At 71.3% G+C, this 16640-nt stretch carries 16 protein-coding genes; 11 read left to right on the top strand and 5 right to left on the bottom strand.

The window, feature by feature from the left end; translation table 11 throughout:
* The 7 genes from tmk to ABWI04_RS11090 all read left to right on the top strand — a co-directional run.
* A partial coding sequence (tmk, locus tag ABWI04_RS11120; RefSeq protein ID WP_353832303.1) for a dTMP kinase occupies nucleotides 1-1331 on the top strand: 1331 nt, incomplete at its 5' end.
* A 19-nt stretch (nucleotides 1332-1350) separates the two neighbouring features.
* Nucleotides 1351-2490, top strand: coding sequence for a DNA polymerase III subunit delta' (locus tag ABWI04_RS11115; RefSeq protein ID WP_353832302.1), 1140 nt, complete (start codon nucleotides 1351-1353; stop codon nucleotides 2488-2490).
* A 134-nt stretch (nucleotides 2491-2624) separates the two neighbouring features.
* A complete protein-coding gene (locus ABWI04_RS11110; protein WP_353832301.1) occupies nucleotides 2625-4340 on the top strand; it encodes a S8 family peptidase in 1716 nt (571 codons plus the stop codon).
* A gap of 101 nt (nucleotides 4341-4441) precedes the next feature.
* A complete protein-coding gene (locus ABWI04_RS11105) occupies nucleotides 4442-4921 on the top strand; it encodes a low molecular weight protein-tyrosine-phosphatase (protein ID WP_353832300.1) in 480 nt (159 codons plus the stop codon).
* The gene (locus tag ABWI04_RS11100; protein ID WP_353832299.1) at nucleotides 4911-5762 is read left to right on the top strand and encodes a fructosamine kinase family protein; all 852 of its coding nucleotides are present in this window, start codon (nucleotides 4911-4913) and stop codon (nucleotides 5760-5762) included. The genes ABWI04_RS11105 and ABWI04_RS11100 overlap by 11 nt, the downstream gene beginning before the upstream one ends.
* A 103-nt stretch (nucleotides 5763-5865) precedes the next feature.
* A complete protein-coding gene (locus ABWI04_RS11095; RefSeq protein ID WP_353832298.1) occupies nucleotides 5866-6849 on the top strand; it encodes a TolB-like translocation protein in 984 nt (327 codons plus the stop codon).
* 49 nt (nucleotides 6850-6898) lie between these two features.
* On the top strand, nucleotides 6899-7735 hold the full coding sequence (locus ABWI04_RS11090) for a PSP1 domain-containing protein (RefSeq protein ID WP_345179795.1): 837 nt from the start codon (nucleotides 6899-6901) through the stop codon (nucleotides 7733-7735).
* Nucleotides 7736-7869: 134 nt separating this feature from the next.
* On the opposite strand, the gene ABWI04_RS11085 is transcribed toward ABWI04_RS11090, so the two are convergent.
* Nucleotides 7870-8841 (bottom strand): hypothetical protein, encoded by a 972-nt coding sequence (locus ABWI04_RS11085; RefSeq protein WP_353832297.1) that lies wholly within the window; start codon nucleotides 8839-8841, stop codon nucleotides 7870-7872.
* Between the two features lie 63 nt (nucleotides 8842-8904).
* Here ABWI04_RS11085 and ABWI04_RS11080 point away from each other — a divergent pair, with 63 nt between their 5' ends.
* Together ABWI04_RS11080 and ABWI04_RS11075 are read left to right on the top strand one after the other, a co-directional pair.
* Complete coding sequence (locus tag ABWI04_RS11080; RefSeq protein ID WP_353832296.1) at nucleotides 8905-9075, top strand: hypothetical protein; 171 nt, start codon at nucleotides 8905-8907, stop codon at nucleotides 9073-9075.
* 238 nt (nucleotides 9076-9313) lie between these two features.
* A complete protein-coding gene (locus ABWI04_RS11075) occupies nucleotides 9314-9910 on the top strand; it encodes a hypothetical protein (protein ID WP_353832295.1) in 597 nt (198 codons plus the stop codon).
* A gap of 108 nt (nucleotides 9911-10018) precedes the next feature.
* Here ABWI04_RS11075 and ABWI04_RS11070 read toward each other — a convergent pair whose 3' ends face one another.
* A complete protein-coding gene (locus tag ABWI04_RS11070) occupies nucleotides 10019-11164 on the bottom strand; it encodes a hypothetical protein (RefSeq protein WP_353832294.1) in 1146 nt (381 codons plus the stop codon).
* 236 nt (nucleotides 11165-11400) lie between these two features.
* Between ABWI04_RS11070 and ABWI04_RS11065 the strand changes: the two genes are divergently transcribed.
* Entirely contained in the window at nucleotides 11401-12078 is a 678-nt protein-coding gene (locus tag ABWI04_RS11065) for a S1 family peptidase (RefSeq protein ID WP_353832293.1), read from the top strand.
* Here the strand turns inward: ABWI04_RS11065 and ABWI04_RS11060 are convergent.
* A complete protein-coding gene (locus ABWI04_RS11060; RefSeq protein WP_345179706.1) occupies nucleotides 12075-13472 on the bottom strand; it encodes an MFS transporter in 1398 nt (465 codons plus the stop codon). The genes ABWI04_RS11065 and ABWI04_RS11060 overlap by 4 nt on opposite strands.
* Nucleotides 13473-13608: 136 nt before the next feature.
* Between ABWI04_RS11060 and ABWI04_RS11055 the strand changes: the two genes are divergently transcribed.
* Nucleotides 13609-14436: a GNAT family N-acetyltransferase gene (locus ABWI04_RS11055; protein WP_345179707.1), complete on the top strand. Its 828-nt coding sequence runs from the start codon at nucleotides 13609-13611 to the stop codon at nucleotides 14434-14436.
* 2 nt (nucleotides 14437-14438) lie between these two features.
* Here ABWI04_RS11055 and ABWI04_RS11050 read toward each other — a convergent pair whose 3' ends face one another.
* Nucleotides 14439-15521, bottom strand: coding sequence for a fatty acid desaturase family protein (locus ABWI04_RS11050; protein WP_345179710.1), 1083 nt, complete (start codon nucleotides 15519-15521; stop codon nucleotides 14439-14441).
* A 10-nt stretch (nucleotides 15522-15531) separates the two neighbouring features.
* The gene (locus ABWI04_RS11045; protein WP_345179711.1) at nucleotides 15532-16623 is read right to left on the bottom strand and encodes a ferredoxin reductase; all 1092 of its coding nucleotides are present in this window, start codon (nucleotides 16621-16623) and stop codon (nucleotides 15532-15534) included.
* Between the last annotated feature and the right edge of the window lie 17 nt (nucleotides 16624-16640).

Genomic DNA, 16640 nt, shown 5'->3' with positions numbered 1-16640 from the left:
CGGCGATCGCGGCGGCGTCCCTCGCGGCGGGCGCGGTCGTGGCGGTGGCCCGCGTCCACGCCGGCGAGCTGGGCGGCGGCGACGCCGGGTACGGCTCCGTCCTGACCGCGCTCACGGTGGGGCTCGGTTTCGGGCTGTTCCTCGGACCGCGCGTGCTCGTCCCGTTCAGCCGCCGCCGCCTCCTCGGCCTCGCGGTGATCGCGGCCGCGCTCGCGCTGGTCGTGCTCGCCCTCGTCCAGAACCTCGTCGTCGTGGTGTTCGCGACGGCGTTCCTCGGCGTCTTCGCCGGAGCCGCGTGGTCGACCGCGAAGATGGCGGCGCACGACCCCGAGGCGCCGGAGGGCGCCCGCCCGGCGGCGTACCTGCGGTCGGTCGCGCTCATCACCGCGCTGGTCTCGTTCGCCGTCGTCCCGCTGATCGCGGCGGCGGCCGGATCCCACCGACTCGACCTCGGCGGCGGCGTCTACGACGCCTACGGGACCGGCGTCGCCCTGCTGGTCGCCGCCGTCCTCGCCCTGGTGACCGGGCTGTTCGCCTACCGGCGGCTGGACGACCGGCGGGGCATCCCGCTCGTCCCCGACCTGCGCGCCGCCCTGCACGGCGAGATCTACACGCCGCCGGAGCAGGCCGCCGCGGCCCCGCAGCCCGTCCACCGCAACCGGGGCGTGTTCATCGCCTTCGAGGGCGGGGAGGGCGCGGGCAAGACGACGCAGGCGCGGCTCGCCGCGATCTGGCTCCGCGACCACGGCTACGACGTGGTGACCACGCACGAGCCGGGCGCGACCAAGATCGGGATGCGGCTGCGCGCGATGCTGCTGGACCGCGACACCACCGGCCTGTCCGACCGTGCCGAGACCCTGCTGTACGCCGCCGACCGCGCCGACCACGTGGCCAACGTGATCAAGCCGGCGGTGGACCGCGGCGTGATCGTGGTCAGCGACCGCTACGTCGACTCGTCCCTCGCCTACCAGGGCTTCGGGCGGGGGCTCCCGGTGGAGGACATCGCCCGCGTCAACGCCTGGGCGACCGGCGGCCTCGTCCCCGACCTGACCGTCCTGCTGGAGATCCCGCCGGAGGCCGGCCTGCGGCGGCTGCCGGCGCCCGCCGACCGCATCGAGTCGGAGTCGCAGGAGTTCCACGAGCGGGTCCGCGAGGGCTTCCGCGCCCTCGCCGAGGCCGACCCCGACCGCTACCTGGTCCTGGACGCGAGCCGGCCGCAGGGCGAGCTGAGCCGGGAGATCCAGTACCGCATCCGGGAGATCCTGCCGGACCCCGTTCCGCTCGGCACCGAGGACGCCACGAGCACGTTCCCGGTCATCACCGACTTCTGAGCCCGCTAGCCTCTGTTCCATGAGCGTGTGGGACGACCTGGTCGGGCAGGAGCCCGTCATCGCGCAGCTGTCCTCGGCGGCGGAGCGGACGGGCGGGCTCGCGCACGCGTGGCTGTTCACCGGGCCGCCGGGGTCCGGGCGCGTGGCCGCGGCGCGGGCGTTCGCCGCCGCGCTGCAGTGCACGGAGACGCCGCGCGGGTGCGGGCACTGCGCGTCCTGCCACCAGGTGCTCCAGGGGACGCACGCCGACGTCGAGGTCGTCCGGCCGCAGGGCCTGTCGTTCGGCATCAGGGACGCCCGCGCGCTGGTGCTGCGGGCCTCGTCCTCGCCGAGCGGGCGCGGCCGCCAGATCGTGCTGTTCGAGGACGCCGACCGGGCCACCGAGGGCGCCGCGAACGCGCTGCTGAAGGCGATCGAGGAGCCGCCGCCGCGGACGGTGTGGCTGCTGTGCACGCCGTCGCCGGAGGACCTGCTCGTCACGATCAGGTCGCGCTGCCGGCTGGTGACCCTGCAGACGCCCCCGATCGCGGCGATCGCCGACTTCCTCGTCCAGCGCGACGGCGTCGAGCGCGAGACCGCCGAGGTGGTGGCGCGGGCCGCGCAGGGGCACATCAGCCGGGCGCGCCGTCTCGCCTCCGATCCGCGGATGCGGCGGGTGCGCGAGCAGGTGGTGGCGGTGCCGCGCCGGCTGACCGGGGTGAGCGCGGCGGTCGCGGCGGCGGAGACGCTGGTGAGCGCGGCGAAGGCGGAGCGGGACGCGCAGACGGCCGAGCTGAACGACGCGGAGACCTCCGCCCTGCGCAAGGCGCTCGGCGAGAGCGAGAAGGGGCGGATGCCGCGCGGGACGGCGGGCGCCCTCAAGGAGCTGGAGGACCGGCAGAAGTCGCGGGCGACGCGGATCCTGCGCGACGCGCTGGACCGCACGCTGCTCGACCTCGCGTCCTACTACCGCGACGTGCTGACGCTGCAGATGGGGGCGGGAAGCGAGCTGGTCAACATCGAGCTCGGCCCCGAACTCCGGTCGGCCGCGGGGGACGGACGCCCGGAGGACACCCTCCGGCGCCTCGATGCGATCATGGACTGCAGGGAGCGGTTGGCGGCGAACGTCAATCCGCAGCTGGCGTTCGAGGCGCTGACCTTGGCGTTGCGTCACGGGTGATACGGACGGGGCTTACACAACTTGTCCCCATTCGTTACATTTCCGTACGCGACTCTCAATGAGCGCCCCCGTAACGTTCGCTGGCTGATCGACCGAAATCCGGTTGGTTAACCCCCACAGCCAGGAGGTCTGCCTTGCGGCGAGCCTTGATTTCCGCCGCGTGCGCCGTCACCACCGTGACGGCCCTCGCGTTCCCAGCATCCGCAGCTCCGGGCCAGGCACAGGCGAAGGGCGAGGTCTCGGAGTACGTCGTCCTCTACAAGGAGGGCGCGTCCCTCGGGCAGGCCCACCAGGCCGTCTCCGCGGCCGGCGGCAAGGTCGTGCACGAGAACCGCGACGTGGGCGTCGCGACCGTCACCTCCCAGAACCCCGAGTTCATCCACGCCGTGATGAACCAGCGGGCGCTGGACGGCGTCGCGCACAACCGGATCATCGGTGAGGCTCCCAAGACCAAGAAGAAGGCCCCGAAGGTCGAGAAGCTGACCGGGGCCCTCCACGGCGCCAGGAACCAGGCCGCCCCCGCGGGCAAGCCGTCCAAGGACACCGAGCCCTTGGCCGACCTGCAGTGGGACATGAAGCAGATGCACGCCACCGCGGACGGCTCCTACAAGAAGGAGCCGGGTGACCGGCGCGTGCTGGTCGGCGTCCTCGACACCGGCGTGGACGGCGACCACCCGGACATCGCGCCGAACTTCAACCGCAAGCTCAGCCGCAACTTCACCCGCGACATCCCGGCCGACGCCAACGGCAACGAGGTCGACGGGCCCTGCGAGTTCACGTCGTGCGTCGACCCCAACGACTGGGACGACAACGACCACGGCACGCACGTCGCGTCCACGATCGCCTCGCCCCGCAACGGCCTCGGCATGGCCGGCGTCGCGCCGAACGTGTCGATCGTGAACCTGCGCGTCGGGCAGGACTCCGGCTACTTCTTCCTCCAGCCGACCGTCGACGGCCTGACCTACGCGGCCAAGCACGGCATCGACGTCGTCAACATGTCGTACTACATCGACCCGTGGCTGTGGAACTGCGGCAACAACCCCGCCGACAGCCCCGAGGACCAGCTGGAGCAGCGGACGATCATCAAGGCGGCGCAGCGCGCCCTGGACTTCGCGCACGACCGCGGCGTCACGCTGATCTCCGCGGCGGGCAACGACCTCGTCGACTACACCAAGACGAACGCGGACGACAGCAGCCCCGACTTCCCGTCCACGCCGGGCGAGGAGCCGCACGACCGCACCGTCCCGGCGAGCTGCGTGTCGATGCCGTCCGAGGGCGAGAACGTCATCCCGGTCTCGGCCACCGGCCCGAGCGGCCGCAAGTCGTACTACAGCAGCTTCGGCAACGGCTACGTCGCGGTGGCGGCGCCCGGCGGCGACAAGGTCGACAACGCCGCCCAGCGTCCGGACGACAAGGGCGGCATCTGGGCCGCCTACCCCGAGCGGCTCGCGAAGGAGCGCGGCGAGCTGAACGCCGACGGCACGCCGAAGGTGTCGTACATCATCCGCAGCTGCAAGGGCGACAAGTGCGCCTACTACCAGTCGATCCAGGGCACCTCGATGGCGTCCCCTCACGCGGTCGGCGTCGCGGCGCTCATCGTCAGCAAGTACGGGCACCGGGACCGCAGCGGCGGCCTGACCATGGACCCGCGTCTCGTCGAGCGGGTGCTGCGCGGCACCGCGACCCCCAAGGCATGCCCGAGCCCGGCGACGGTCGAGTACGTCTGGTACACCCAGGTGAACGGCCAGTGGGTGAAGCACACCTCCACCCAGACCTGTGAAGGCTCGAAGGGCCAGAACGGGTTCTTCGGCAGCGGCATCGTGGACGCGCTGAACGCCGTCTCGCGCTGACCCCTCCAGAACCACCCCAGGACGCGACCCCCGGCTCCGGCCGGGGGTCGCGTTCTTTTCCGCGTCCGGCGTGTCCCGTGCCCTCGTGCATGATGGGGGGCATGCCGTACCGAGTCACCTTCGTCTGCACGGGCAACATCTGCCGCTCCCCGATGGCCGAGTGGGTTCTGCGCCACCACGTCGAGAAGGAGGGCCTCGACGTCGAGGTGGACAGTTCGGGCACCGGCGGCTGGCACGTCGGCGACGGGGCCGACCAGCGGACGGTCGCGGCGCTGGAACGCGCCGGGTACCGGTCGGCGCACATCGCGCGGCAGTTCGACGCCGCCTGGTTCAACGGCTACGACATGATCATCGCGATGGACGCGAGCCACGAGAAGGCGCTGCGCTCGATGGCGCCGACCTGGCAGGCGCGCGGCAGCATCTGGCGGCTGCGCGAGTTCGACCCGGACGCGGGCGGCGACCTCGACGTCCCCGACCCCTACTACGGCGGACGCGCCGACTTCGACCTCGTCCTGGAGCAGGTGGAGGCGGCGATGCCCGGCCTGCTCAAGCAGATCCGCTCGGCGCTTGATGACCACTGAGCGGGTGCGGCTGGAGAGGCTGCTCGGAACCGGGGTCGAGGCTGTCCACGACCTCGGCTCCAGCCATTCCTGGACGTTGCACAGGGCTTCCCTCGCCGACGGCCGTGAGGTCTTCGTGAAGGCGGCGCATGACCAGGCGGGCGTGTTCGCGGCAGAGGCGGCCGGGCTGCGCTGGCTGGGGGAGGCGGGCCCCGGGACCCCCGTCCCCGAGGTCGTGGCGGCGGACGACCGGATGCTCGTCCTGCCCTGGCTGCGCTCGGCTCCACCGTCCCGCGAAGCGGCCGAACGTCTCGGACGGGAACTCGCGGCCCTGCACACCGGGAACCGTCCCGACACCTACGGCGCGCCCTGGGACGGTTTCATCGCCGACCTTCCCTTGGACAACACACCGGACGACCGTTCCTGGCCCGCCTGGTACGCCGAACGCCGCCTCGAACCGTTCCTGCGCCTCGGGGCAAGGCATCTCTCGTCCGGTGACGTCCGTCTTGTGGAGCGCGTCATGGCGGACATCGAGACGCTCGCCGGACCGCCGGAGCCGCCTTCCCGCATCCACGGGGACCTGTGGTCGGGGAACGTCCTGTGGACGGGCGAGCGGGCGCTGCTCATCGACCCGGCCGCGCACGGCGGGCACCGCGAGACCGACCTCGCCATGATGGCGCTGTTCGGGACACCGCACCTCGACACCGTGCTCGGCGCCTACGATGAGGCCGCGCCCCTTGCGGACGGATGGCGGTCCCGCGTCCCGTTGCACCAGTTGCACCCGCTGCTGGTCCATGTGGCGCTGTTCGGCGGGTCGTACCGGGCGTCCATGGCAGAGGCGGCCCGCGCGTGCCTCGGCTGAGGCGGCTCACGACTTGGTAACTCCGCGTTCATGGGTTTTTGTCGCGATCCATATGCGGTAGAAACGACGGGCGATCCGGCAGGAAGGTTAGGTAGGCAACCCCATGGACGACGGCAGGCGCGAGGACCCGGGTAACCGTCTCGGCTCGTGGAAGGGTCTCGTCCCTCTCGGCGTGGCCGCCACGGCCGCGCTGCTCATCGGAGGGGGCGTGGACATGGTGCACCGCCACCAGCGCGCCGCCGACGAGGAGCACGAGGCCAAGCCCGCCGCCAAGGCCGAGAAGACCGGCCCGGAGTTCATCGTCGGCGTCACCCAGAAGGGCGCCTCCCTCCTCGTCCGGAACGTGCGCACAGGCGCCAACGTGGGGCTGCCCGTCGCCGCCCCGCAGGGCCGCCGCTTCCATCGCGTCGCGGCGCTGAAGGACGGCTCGTACATCCTCGCCACACCCGGCCCCCGCGACGTCACCTTCCAGCGCCTCCGCTTGGACGACGGACGTCCCAAGGACCTCAAGCCCCTCCCGAACGCGATCGTCCCTGGTGTCTCCACGGTCTGGTCGGACCTCGCCGTGACCCCGGACGGCGCACAGCTCGCCTACGTCACCTACAAGGGCGCGAGCGCCCGCGTGGACGTCGTCACTCCGGAGACCGGTGTCCACAAGGTGTGGACGACCAGGCTGCGTGCCCGCGTCGGGAGCCTCTCCTGGTCCGGCACCACGCTGTCCTTTGTCTGGAGCCCGGTCGGGACGGGGAAGCACCAGGTCCGCACAATCGACACCAGCGGCGCCGCAGGCGACCTGAAGTCGAGCAAGGCGGTCATGCCCCTGCCCAAGGGCAGTTTCAACGCTGTCATGAGCCGGGACGGCACCTCCCTTATCGCGGCCATAGCGAAGAGCTCCGAAGTGACTCTTCAGACCTTCACGGTGCAGGGAACCCCCGCCAAGACCCTGTGGACGCTGAAGGTGAAGGGCGCCCCCACCGGCCTCGACATTGCCCACAACGGTCGCGACGTCATCGTGACCGCGGGCGACCTGTACGCGCAGGGCGTCCCGACCGTTCCGGCAGGGGATCTCGCCGACGCCGCCTGGTGAGACCTAGAGTGGGTCGAATAAAACCGGGCGAACGGAGCGAAACGTGGGCATGATGATGGCCGTCAGCTTCACCCGTTACGGCCGCCTGTTCTACCTCGATCCGGGCCCGCACAGCCCCAAGGTCGGCGACAAGGTCCTCGTCCCCACCGACTCCGGCCCCGAGGTCGCCGAGTGCGTGTGGGCCCCGCAGTGGGTCTCCGAGGACATCGACGGCCTTCCCGAGTGCGCCGGCCCCGCCACCGACGAGCACCTCGCCCGAGACGAGGCCAACCGCCGCCGCCGCGCCGAGGGCCGCTCGATCGCCAAGCGCCTCATCCGCAAGCACGACCTCCCAATGAAGGTCATCGGCGTCGACTACCTCGACGCCGACAACATCTTCAAGATCTACTTCACCGCCCCGCACCGCGTCGACTTCCGCGCCCTCGTCCGCGACCTGGCCCGCGGCATCAAGGCCCGCGTCGAACTCCGCCAGGTCGGCCCCCGCGACGAGGCCCGCCTCCAGGGCGGCATCGGCCCCTGCGGCCGCGACCTGTGCTGCGCCACCTTCCTCAAGGACTTCGAGCCCGTCTCCGTGCGCATGGCGAAGGAGCAGGACCTCCCGGTCAACCCCCTCCGCATCGCCGGCGCCTGCGGCCGCCTGATGTGCTGCCTCAAGTACGAGCACCCGTTGTACGTCAAGGCGCACGACAGCATGCCGGCCCTGGGATCGCGCGTGGACACCCCGAACGGCCCAGGCCAGGTCGTGGGCCGCAACGTCCCGTCCGACAAGGTCACAGTGCGCCTCAACAGCGGCGGCCGCTGCTCCTGCCCCTCAGCCTCCGTCTGCTCCCCCCGCAAGCAACACGAAGCCCGCTACACCCCCTCGGACGACAGCGAGCGCAGCTAAGAATTGCGGGGGGGCGGCCCCGTGCCAACCCCGACGGCCCCGGCCTGCCCCGACGCCTCAAAAGCAGATGGCCCTCCCGACGTTCGGAAGGGCCACCCGTGTCTGAGGACACCGCATGCGCGGTGTCCCAGGGGTCAGATGACTTCGACCTCCACGTGCCTTGCCAGGAATCGCGGCTCGGCACCCGGAGGCGTCTGCGAGGTGCCCTCCAGGCCCGTGGTGATCGAGGCCCAGTTCACGCGGAACTCGGCGTCGGGGCCGGCGAGAGGGCGCTGTCGACGCGCCAGTCGAAGCGCCTTGCGCTCCATCTGCCGCAAGCTGGTCCCCGTGATGTCGGTGAGCGTGACCCGGCCCGGCGTGCGGGTTCGCTCGCAGGGCCGTGGGGACGCGGGCACGATCGCCCGGACGTACACGGATTCCGCCCAGAAGCGGTCCGTGGTGCCCAGGCGTTCGGGCGGGTTGTTCTCCAGACCCCTGGTGGCCCACCCCCAGGGGTGGTCGAAACCGACCTGGAGCACGGCGCCAGAGCCGAAGCACTGACGCGCCAGTCGAAGCGCCTTGCGCTCCACCTGCCGCATGCTGTTCCCCGTGAGGTCGCTGAGCTTGAGCCTGAGCTCGACCGGCGAGCCGGCCAGCCCGCTGACCCGCTGGGACATGGGCACGATCGCCTGGACGGACACGGACGTCGTCCAGTAGCGGTCCGTGGTGTCCAGATGCTCGGGAGTGCTCTCCAGGCCGTTCGTGAAGTTGATCTGGAACGAGGCGTCAGGGCCGAAGCACTGACGTGCCAGGTGAGCCGCCTTGCGCTTCAGCTGCCGCATGCTGTTCCCCGTGAGGTCGTTGAGCGTGAGCTCGAACGATGTGCCGGTTCGCCCGCCGACCCGTGAGGGCATGGGCAGGGTCGCCCGGACGTACACCGTCTCCGTGCCGCCCTGGCTTTCGGACCAGTGGTTGCCCACGACCTCGATCTCGACGTCGGGGCCGAAGAACTGACGTGCCAGGCCAAGCGCCTTGCGCGCCACCACTTCTTCGCTCGTGCCCTTGACGTCGTTGATCCGGAGCCATTCGGTGACACTGTTGGGGGCCTGCGTGTTGATGGTGGTCATGGATCTCTCCCGACAATTCATGACGACCTGGGGCCGTCGGTCTGCTTTGTGTGAGTACTGCCGATGACCGTCCGGCAGATCCGCGAACACGCACGGGCGGGAGCCGAGTGCGTCCCCGGCGACCGCGTCACGGTGAAGGGGGGCTCGCGCCGCTGCTCCTGCCCGTCCGCCTCGGTCTGCTCCCCGCGCCAGCAACACGACGCCCACTACAACCCCACTCCCGAGGACACCTGATCGAGGGGGACAGGCGGGCCGCACGGCATGAGCGCTTGGTCTGGATGAGAGCGACCAGTCCGTCCCCGGCGCCGAGGTGTTCCGCTCGTATGGTCGTTCACGGCCGTTCGTGCCAAATGAATCGCCCAGCGCCCCACCTTCTCTCCGGCGGTCTCCGGACGTTGAGTTTGCCGAGCCGCGGAAGCGGCGGACGGTGGGAGGCGTACCTACAAAGCAGATTCTCTGAAAGGAGCTTCCAGTGGAAGACGTCTACAGGCGTTTCTCGGGAGGCTGGGAACGTCGCGAAGAGCTCCTCGCGCGGGCGCAGCAGAAGGGCGCCACCTGGGATGAGCTTCGCGCCGCCGAGTCCAAGGGCATCGATCTGGCCGCCTACGTCGAAGCGTTGGAGGCAGGCGCCTCGGACGGGGACGTCCAAGCCGCCGTGGCCGCCGGCATCCTGCCCCGGGTGCTCGTCAGGGCGCTGAAGGCGAACGCCACCCCCGCGCAGATCATGGAGGCGTTCGAGAAGCAGGTCGCTGCGGACCCGGGCTATGCCTGGGGCATCGGCCGAGCCGGCTACATCGATCTGCTGAACGAGGGCGCGACGCACGACCAGCTCATCGTCCTGCACGACAGGGACGTCCACCCGGAGATCACTCTGCGGGCGCTCGAAAGTCGCCTCGGCATCGCCAAGCTGCTGGAGGCGTACGACAAGGGTCTCCGCGGGGCCGACCTGCTCTGCTACGTGGAGGCGCAAGAGAAGCAGGTGGACCCCGACGAGGTGCTCGCCGCTCATCGGCAGGGGCTTCGCGGGCTCGAACTGTACAGCTACGTGAGGGAGCTCGCGGGCCGCTGATCACATGAAGACGTGATCCGGCTCGGCGGGCCCACCCTCTTCACCCATATCGAGAGTCGCCGGCCTTCGTCCCTGGATGGGGGCCGGTTCTCGTTGAGGTCGCGGCTCCTACGGGGTGGAGAGAAGCGCGCCCTTTTCGTCGTTCATGCCCGCGGCGAGGAATCGAGTGGTGCCCGGTATGCGGGTGACGGCGCGGGCCTCGAAAAGGCTGAAGCCGGACGCTCGGATTCTGTTGCTGGTCCACGTGCCCGTAGCGGTTCGGTGGGCGAGGGTCGACTCGGTGGCGTTGACGTCGGTGGAACCGATGAGCCAGACGCCGCCGTCCGGGTCGATGATCGGGGCGCCGAACGGACTGAACCGTCCTGCCTTCTTCATGGTGCTTTCGGCCGTCCAGCGGCGTCCGTCGGCGTCACCGTGCAGGAGAAGGGACGACAGGTGGAGGTCGCCCGGGCCCAGCGGCTGGGTGCGGGTGCCGTCCATCTCGCTGGACGGGATGCCCCCGGCGCCCTCGGCGGTGATCCAGATGCCGGCGGCCGTGGCGGTGATCGTGTTGAGCTGGTACCTCGTGTCCTCGAAGCCCTTCCTCTTTCCGGCGGGCAGGACGCCGTCCAGCGGGACGGGCTTCCAGCCGGAGCCGTCCTGGTGGTACAGCTCGCTCTCGAAGGTGAGCGCCCAGATGTCACGTGCGGAGCGGGCGCTCGTGCGGGCGATCCGGAATGGCAGCCTCGTCTCCGACCATCCGTCCGCCGAACGGGTCCAGCCCGTCGCGGCGGCGTGCGAGCCCGTGCCGAAGACCTGGACGTCCCGCGGGGAGAACACCTCAAGCGCCGTAACGGTGAATCCCGGAAGGCGGCGGTCGATCGTCCAGCGCTCGCCGTTCCAGTGAAGGACGGTCGAGCTCGACCCGTCGAGAGTGACCGCCCAGACATCGGACGCCGCGGACGCCCCCGCCGCCTTGACCGCGCCGATCCGCCCGCCCGGAAGGCCGACCTTGCTCCAGCCGCGGCCGTCCCAGTGCCGGGCCGTCGGCCGCCACACCGTGTCCTCCGAGCCGCGCCCGCCGAACGCCCACACGTCCCTCGGCCCCGCCGCGACGATCTGGGGATCGACCCGCAGCGACACGTCCTCGACCTCCACCCGCCACGGCGCGCTCCCGGCTTCCGCTCTCCAGGGCGTCGGCTGGACGGCCGGGGCTCCGCACCCCCCGAGGGCGAGCAGGGCCACAACGCCGGTTTTCGGCAAACGAAATCTCATACGCCCTCCATCCCGAAACGGTCGACCCATCCTCCGCGCGCGGAGAGCCGGGCGAATGAGCACCCGTACCTAGAACGCGCGCCCTTCCGTACTCACCGTCGACCAGGGCGTTCGCGGGTCTCGGCGTGATGTTGCTATACGGGCGCGGGCAACCTTGGCACCTTCCTCCCCTTGCCGGGGCCCCTCGTTTTTCACACCATTCCGGCAAGCCGCCGTTTCCCCGCAGGAGGTATTCCGTGAGACTGCGCGTCGCGATCCTGGTCGCGGGCATCGCCGCCGTCCTGACCGCCACAGGCCCCGGCGCGTCCGCCTCGCCGGGGGAGGTGCGTCCCGTCGCGGCGCCGGGCGCGGAAGGGGGGCGGGCGATCTACGGCGCCGGAGGCGTGCGCTGCGCCCTGGGGTTCAACGTGCGGCAGAACGGCTCGTACTCCTTCCTCACCGCGGGCGGCTGCGCCCAGGTCGGCATGCCGATCTACGCCGACCCGGCGATGACCGTGCAGCTCGGGACGGTCGTCTCGGTGACGAGCGCCTCCGTCGCGCTCGTCCGGTACGTGGAGCCTTCCGTGGAGCGGCCCGGCAGCGTCTTCCTCTACCCCGGTTCCCAGGACATCACGACGGCGGGACCGCCGGTCGTCGGCCAGCGCGTCTGCCGCAGCGGGCCCATCGCGGGCCTGCGCTGCGGCAGTGTGACGGCCGTCAACGTGACCGTGAACCTCCCGAACGGGACGATCACCGGGCTGGTGAGGACGACCATATGCACGGAGCCCGGGGAGAGTCCCGGGGCTCCGTATTTCTCGGGCGGTACCGCGGTGGGGCTTGAGATCGGGGGAGTCGGGACCTGCGTCTCCGGCGGGTCGTCCTACTTCCGCCCGATCTCTCCGGTGCTCAGCGCCTTCGGCGCCAGCGTGTACTAGCGCTTGGGGAGGAGCTGGGCGAGGGCCGCGGTGACGCCGCAGAAGGCCATGACCGGGAAGAGCGATGCCCGGAAGGCGTCGGCGACCTCGCCCAGCGCGCCGTAGAAGACGATCCCGACGAGCGCGACGCCGAGGGCGTTGCCGACCTGCTGCGCGGTGGACAGGACGCCCGCGGCCGAGGCGGCGTGCCGGTCGGTCACACCGGCCAGGACCAGTGCCGACAGCGGCGCCAGGACGAACCCCATGCCCGCCCCCACGAGGGCCAGTCCCGGGATGAGCCAGCCGATGGCGTGCCCGGTCTCGGCGAGCAGCAGGAGGCAGCCCGCCGCCTGCACCGCCGCGCCCAGGGCGAGGACCTGCCGTCCCAGTCGGGCGGCGATGGCCGTGGCGCGGGTGGACGCGGCGAAGTAGCCCGCGCCCAGGGCGACGAACAGCAGGCCCGACTCCAGAGCGCTGAGACCGCGTCCCTGCTGGAGGTACAGGGCGAGGTAGAGGAAGAAGGACGCCATCGCCAGGGTGTAGACGAGCGCCAGGCCGCTGCCGACGCGGAACGCGGGCTCGCGGAAGAGGCTGGGCGCGACCAGCGGGGCGCTGCTCCGGCGCTGGGAGAGGACGAAGGCGGCGAGCAGGACGGCCGACGCGGCGAGCGACGCCCACGTCCAGGTGGGCCAGCCCAGGCGGCGCCCCTCGATCAGGGGCAGGACGAGCGCGACGAGACCGAGGGTGACCAGGACGGTTCCCGTGACGTCCAGGCGGGTTCCCGTGGTGCGCGGCTGGGACGGGACGGTCCGGCGGATCAGCGCCAGCGTGACGACCCCGACCGGAACGTTGATCAGGAAGATGCTGCGCCATCCGGTGCCGAACAGGTTCGCCTGGATCAGCACGCCCCCGATGAGCTGCCCGAACACGCCGCCCAGGCCCATCGCGAGGCCGTAGGCGGTGAACGCCTTAGCGCGCGCCTCCCCGGTGAACACGCCGTTGATGATCCCGAGAACCTGCGGCATCAGCAGCGCGGCCGCGAGCCCCTGCACCACCCTGGCGGCGATCAGCGTGCCGGAGGACGGGGCGAGGCCGCACGCGAGCGAGGCGGCCGTGAACACCGCGAGGCCGAGCGCGTACATCCGGCGGCGTCCGGCCAGGTCGCCGAGGCGGCCGCCGGTGATCAGCGCGCTGCCGAGCGCCAGCCCGAACCCGGCGACGACCCACTGGATCGCCGTCGCGCCGGCGCCCAGATCGGTCTGGATGTCGGGGATCGCCACGTTCACGATGAAGAAGTCGAGCGTGGTGATGAAGATGCCGGTGAGCAGGACGAGCAGGGCGCCGATGGACGCGGTGGGCGAGGCCGCGGCCTCGCCCGGGCGCCGGCCCGCAACTGGAGTCGCCGTGTGCGACATGGTCTCTCCTCAGATCGATCGTTATCCGCACCCAGACGATCTCGCCCGGGAGGTCGTGGTGGCGATGACCTGAGGGGTAATGCCGCGGCGTAATTCGGTTGTGCGGCCGGCGGCGGCCGATCTAGCGTCCCCTCCCATGGACTGGGACAGGCCCGCGCGGAAGCTCGGGATCGACGACCTCGCCGCCTGCCAGCGGCTCGCCGAAGACCGCGACTGGGGACGTGAAGACCGGAAGTGGCGGTTCCTGTTCTCGGTCGGCGACGTCTACGGCATCGACGACGGGGAGGGCGGTCTCGCCGCGGTGACGGTGTCGACCCCATACGGCGTGGACGTCGCCGCCATCAGCATGGTGCTGGTGGCGAAACGCTACGAACGGCGTGGTCTGGGCGCCCGCATCATGCGGCACGCCATGGACAACACCGAAACGAAGAGCTTCTGCCTGACGGCCACCGAATACGGGCGCCCGCTGTACGAGCGTCTGGGGTATCGCTCCGTCGGGCTCTGCACGACGTACACGGGCATGGGCAAGGGGCCGTCCGAGGAGGGCGTTTCCGTCCCCGCGGAGGCGGCGGACATGCCCGCCGTCCATGCACTCGACACCGAGGTCTTCGGCGCGGACCGTTCACGGCTGGTCGACGGGCTGCCGTCGTTCTGCGAGACGTTCCGTGTCGTCCGGGGCGAGTCCGGTCTCAAGGGGTTCGGGGGCGTGTGGTGGAACGACGACAGGGCCGTCGTCGGCCCCGTCACCGCGCACGACGCCGAGACCGCCCTCGCCCTCGTCGAAGAGATCGTCCCGGCGGGGCCGGTCCGCCTGGACATCGACCACCGGCATCCGGAAGTGGTCGACTGGGCGCGGCGGAACGGCCTGCGACCCGCGTTCACCACGACGGTCATGGAGTACGGCGCGCCCATCGCGAACGACCTGCCCCGCCTCTACCTTCCCGTGGCGCAGGCCCTCGGCTGACCTCAGACGGCCTCGGCCTTCGCCGCGGGCGGCCTGCCGCCGGGCAGCGCGTACCGGAAGATCTTCTTCCAGGTGCCCGTGACCTGCCGCGACAGCGTGCCCGTGTGGTACGGGATGTCGTACTTGTCGCACAGCGCGCGGACGCGCGGGGCGATTTCGCCGTACCGGTTGCTCGGCATGTCCGGAAACAGGTGGTGCTCGATCTGGTGGCTGAGGTTGCCGGTCATCAGGTGGAACAGCTCACCGCCGGTGATGTTCGCCGAACCGCACAGCTGCCGGACGTACCACTCGCCCTTCGTCTCGCCGTCCAGCCGCTCCTCCTCGAACACCTCCACGTCGCCCGGGAAGTGCCCGCAGAAGATGATCATGTGGGCCCAGACGTTGCGGACCACGTTCGCGGTGGCGTTCGCGGACAGCGTGGACAGGAACTGCGGGCCGCTGAGCAGCGGGAACGCCAGGTAGTCCTTGCCCCACTGGCGGCGGACCTTGCGGCCGATCGCGCGCAGCTTCTCCTTCGTCACCGCCTCGTCGGCCGTCCCGTCCCGGATCTTGTCGATCTCCAGGTCGTGCAGGGCCACCCCGTACTCGAAGAACATCGCCAGCAGCAGGTTGTAGAGCGGCTGCGCGAGGTGCGCCGGGGACCACGCCTGCTCGGGGGCGACGCGCAGGATGCCGTAGCCGACGTCGTTGTCCTTGCCGAGCACGTTCGTGAACGTGTGGTGGACGAAGTTGTGCGAGTGCTTCCACTGCTCGGCCGGCGAGACGTTGTCCCACTCCCAGGTCGTGGAATGGATCTTCGGGTCGCGCATCCAGTCCCACTGGCCGTGCATGACGTTGTGCCCGATCTCCATGTTCTCCAGGATCTTCGCGACGGCCAGCGTCGCGGTCCCGGCGATCCAGGCGGGCGGCAGCGCGGAGGCGAGCAGCAGCGCCCGGCCCCCGATCTCCAGTCCGCGCTGCCAGCGGATCACCCGCCGGATGTAGGACGCGTCGCGCTCGCCGAGACCGGACATGATCTCCTCGCGCAGCGCGTCCAGTTCGGCGGCGATGGTCTCGTAGTCCTCGGCCGTCAGATGGTCGGTCATGCCGCTCCTCTCACAGTTCGATCTCCACGGGCCCGGCGGCCGCCGAGACGCAGGTCTGGACGATCTCGCCCTCGTCGCCGTGCACCTCGCCGGTGCGCAGGTCGCGGACCTTGCCGGACGCCAGCCGCCCGACGCAGCCGCGGCAGATGCCCATCCGGCACCCGCTCGGCAGCAGCGCGCCGGCGTCCTCGCCCGCCGCCAGGAGGGGCGTGCTCCCGTCCGCGTCGGCCGTGACGCCGCTCCTGGTGAACGTGACGCGCCCGCCCTCGCCCCCGTCGGCGTCCAGGACGGTGCGGAAGCGCTCGACGCGTAGCCTCTCCCCGACTCCGGCGGCCCGCCAGTGCGCGGCGAGGTCGTCGAGCATGCCGCCCGGCCCGCACGCCCACGCCTCGCGCTCCGCCCAGTCGGGGCAGACGCCGGGGATGTCGGACGGTTTCAGCCGGCCGTCGGGCGTCGTGTGCCGCTCGTGCAGCCGGAGCCCCGGCATCCGGCGAAGCTCGTCGCCGAAGATGACGTCCCCAGCCGTCCGGTCCGAGTGGACGAGCACGGCGTCGGACGCGCCGCCGAGCTGCCGCAGCATCGCCATGACCGGCGTGATCCCGCTGCCGGCCGTCACGAACAGCAGCTTGCGCGGGACGGGCGAGGGCAGCGTGAATCCCCCCTCGGGCCGCGACAGGCGGACGACCGTCCCGGGCCGGATCTCGTTGACCAGGTGCGCCGAGACGAACCCGTCGCGCGCGGCCTTGACGGTGATCGTGATGCGGCCGTCGCGGCGGGGCGGCGACGACAGCGAGAACGTCCGCCAGTGCCGGACGCCGCCGACGTCCACGCCGATCTTGACCCACTGGCCGGGCCGGTGGCCGTTCCACACCCGGCCCGGCCTGATCACCAGGGTCGCGGCGGACGGGGCCTCGTGCCGGACGGCCTCGATCCGCCCGCACGGCTCGTCCGCGGACCACAGCGGATCGAGCAGCCCGAGGTAGTCCTCCGGCAGGAGCGGGGTCGTGAGGAGCCGGGCTGCCGCCGCGATCCGCCGTCCCGTGGTCGAACGGCCGGGGCGGCGCGGGCGGTGCGGCGCGATGGTCCGCGGTGCGATGGGCAAGGTTTCCTCCCCGAGGG

Origin of the sequence: Actinomadura sp. NPDC000929 (assembly GCF_040492065.1) — a bacterium.
GTDB lineage: Bacteria > Actinomycetota > Actinomycetes > Streptosporangiales > Streptosporangiaceae > Spirillospora > Spirillospora verrucosospora.
The sequence above is the reverse complement of the archived record's forward strand: the minus strand, read 5'-3'. Positions and strand labels throughout refer to the sequence as shown.

Excerpts from the sequence above, each read along its gene's own strand:
- ABWI04_RS11055 (WP_345179707.1), top strand. The coding sequence starts at position 13,609 with ATGGACTGGGACAGGCCCGCGCGGAAGCTCGGGATCGACGACCTCGCC.
- ABWI04_RS11115 (WP_353832302.1), top strand. The coding sequence starts at position 1,351 with ATGAGCGTGTGGGACGACCTGGTCGGGCAGGAGCCCGTCATCGCGCAG.
- ABWI04_RS11085 (WP_353832297.1), bottom strand. The coding sequence starts at position 8,841 with ATGACCACCATCAACACGCAGGCCCCCAACAGTGTCACCGAATGGCTC.
- ABWI04_RS11080 (WP_353832296.1), top strand. The coding sequence starts at position 8,905 with ATGACCGTCCGGCAGATCCGCGAACACGCACGGGCGGGAGCCGAGTGC.
- ABWI04_RS11090 (WP_345179795.1), top strand. The coding sequence starts at position 6,899 with ATGATGATGGCCGTCAGCTTCACCCGTTACGGCCGCCTGTTCTACCTC.
- ABWI04_RS11060 (WP_345179706.1), bottom strand. The coding sequence starts at position 13,472 with ATGTCGCACACGGCGACTCCAGTTGCGGGCCGGCGCCCGGGCGAGGCC.
- ABWI04_RS11095 (WP_353832298.1), top strand. The coding sequence starts at position 5,866 with ATGGACGACGGCAGGCGCGAGGACCCGGGTAACCGTCTCGGCTCGTGG.
- ABWI04_RS11050 (WP_345179710.1), bottom strand. The coding sequence starts at position 15,521 with ATGACCGACCATCTGACGGCCGAGGACTACGAGACCATCGCCGCCGAA.
- ABWI04_RS11100 (WP_353832299.1), top strand. The coding sequence starts at position 4,911 with ATGACCACTGAGCGGGTGCGGCTGGAGAGGCTGCTCGGAACCGGGGTC.
- ABWI04_RS11105 (WP_353832300.1), top strand. The coding sequence starts at position 4,442 with ATGCCGTACCGAGTCACCTTCGTCTGCACGGGCAACATCTGCCGCTCC.
- ABWI04_RS11070 (WP_353832294.1), bottom strand. The coding sequence starts at position 11,164 with ATGAGATTTCGTTTGCCGAAAACCGGCGTTGTGGCCCTGCTCGCCCTC.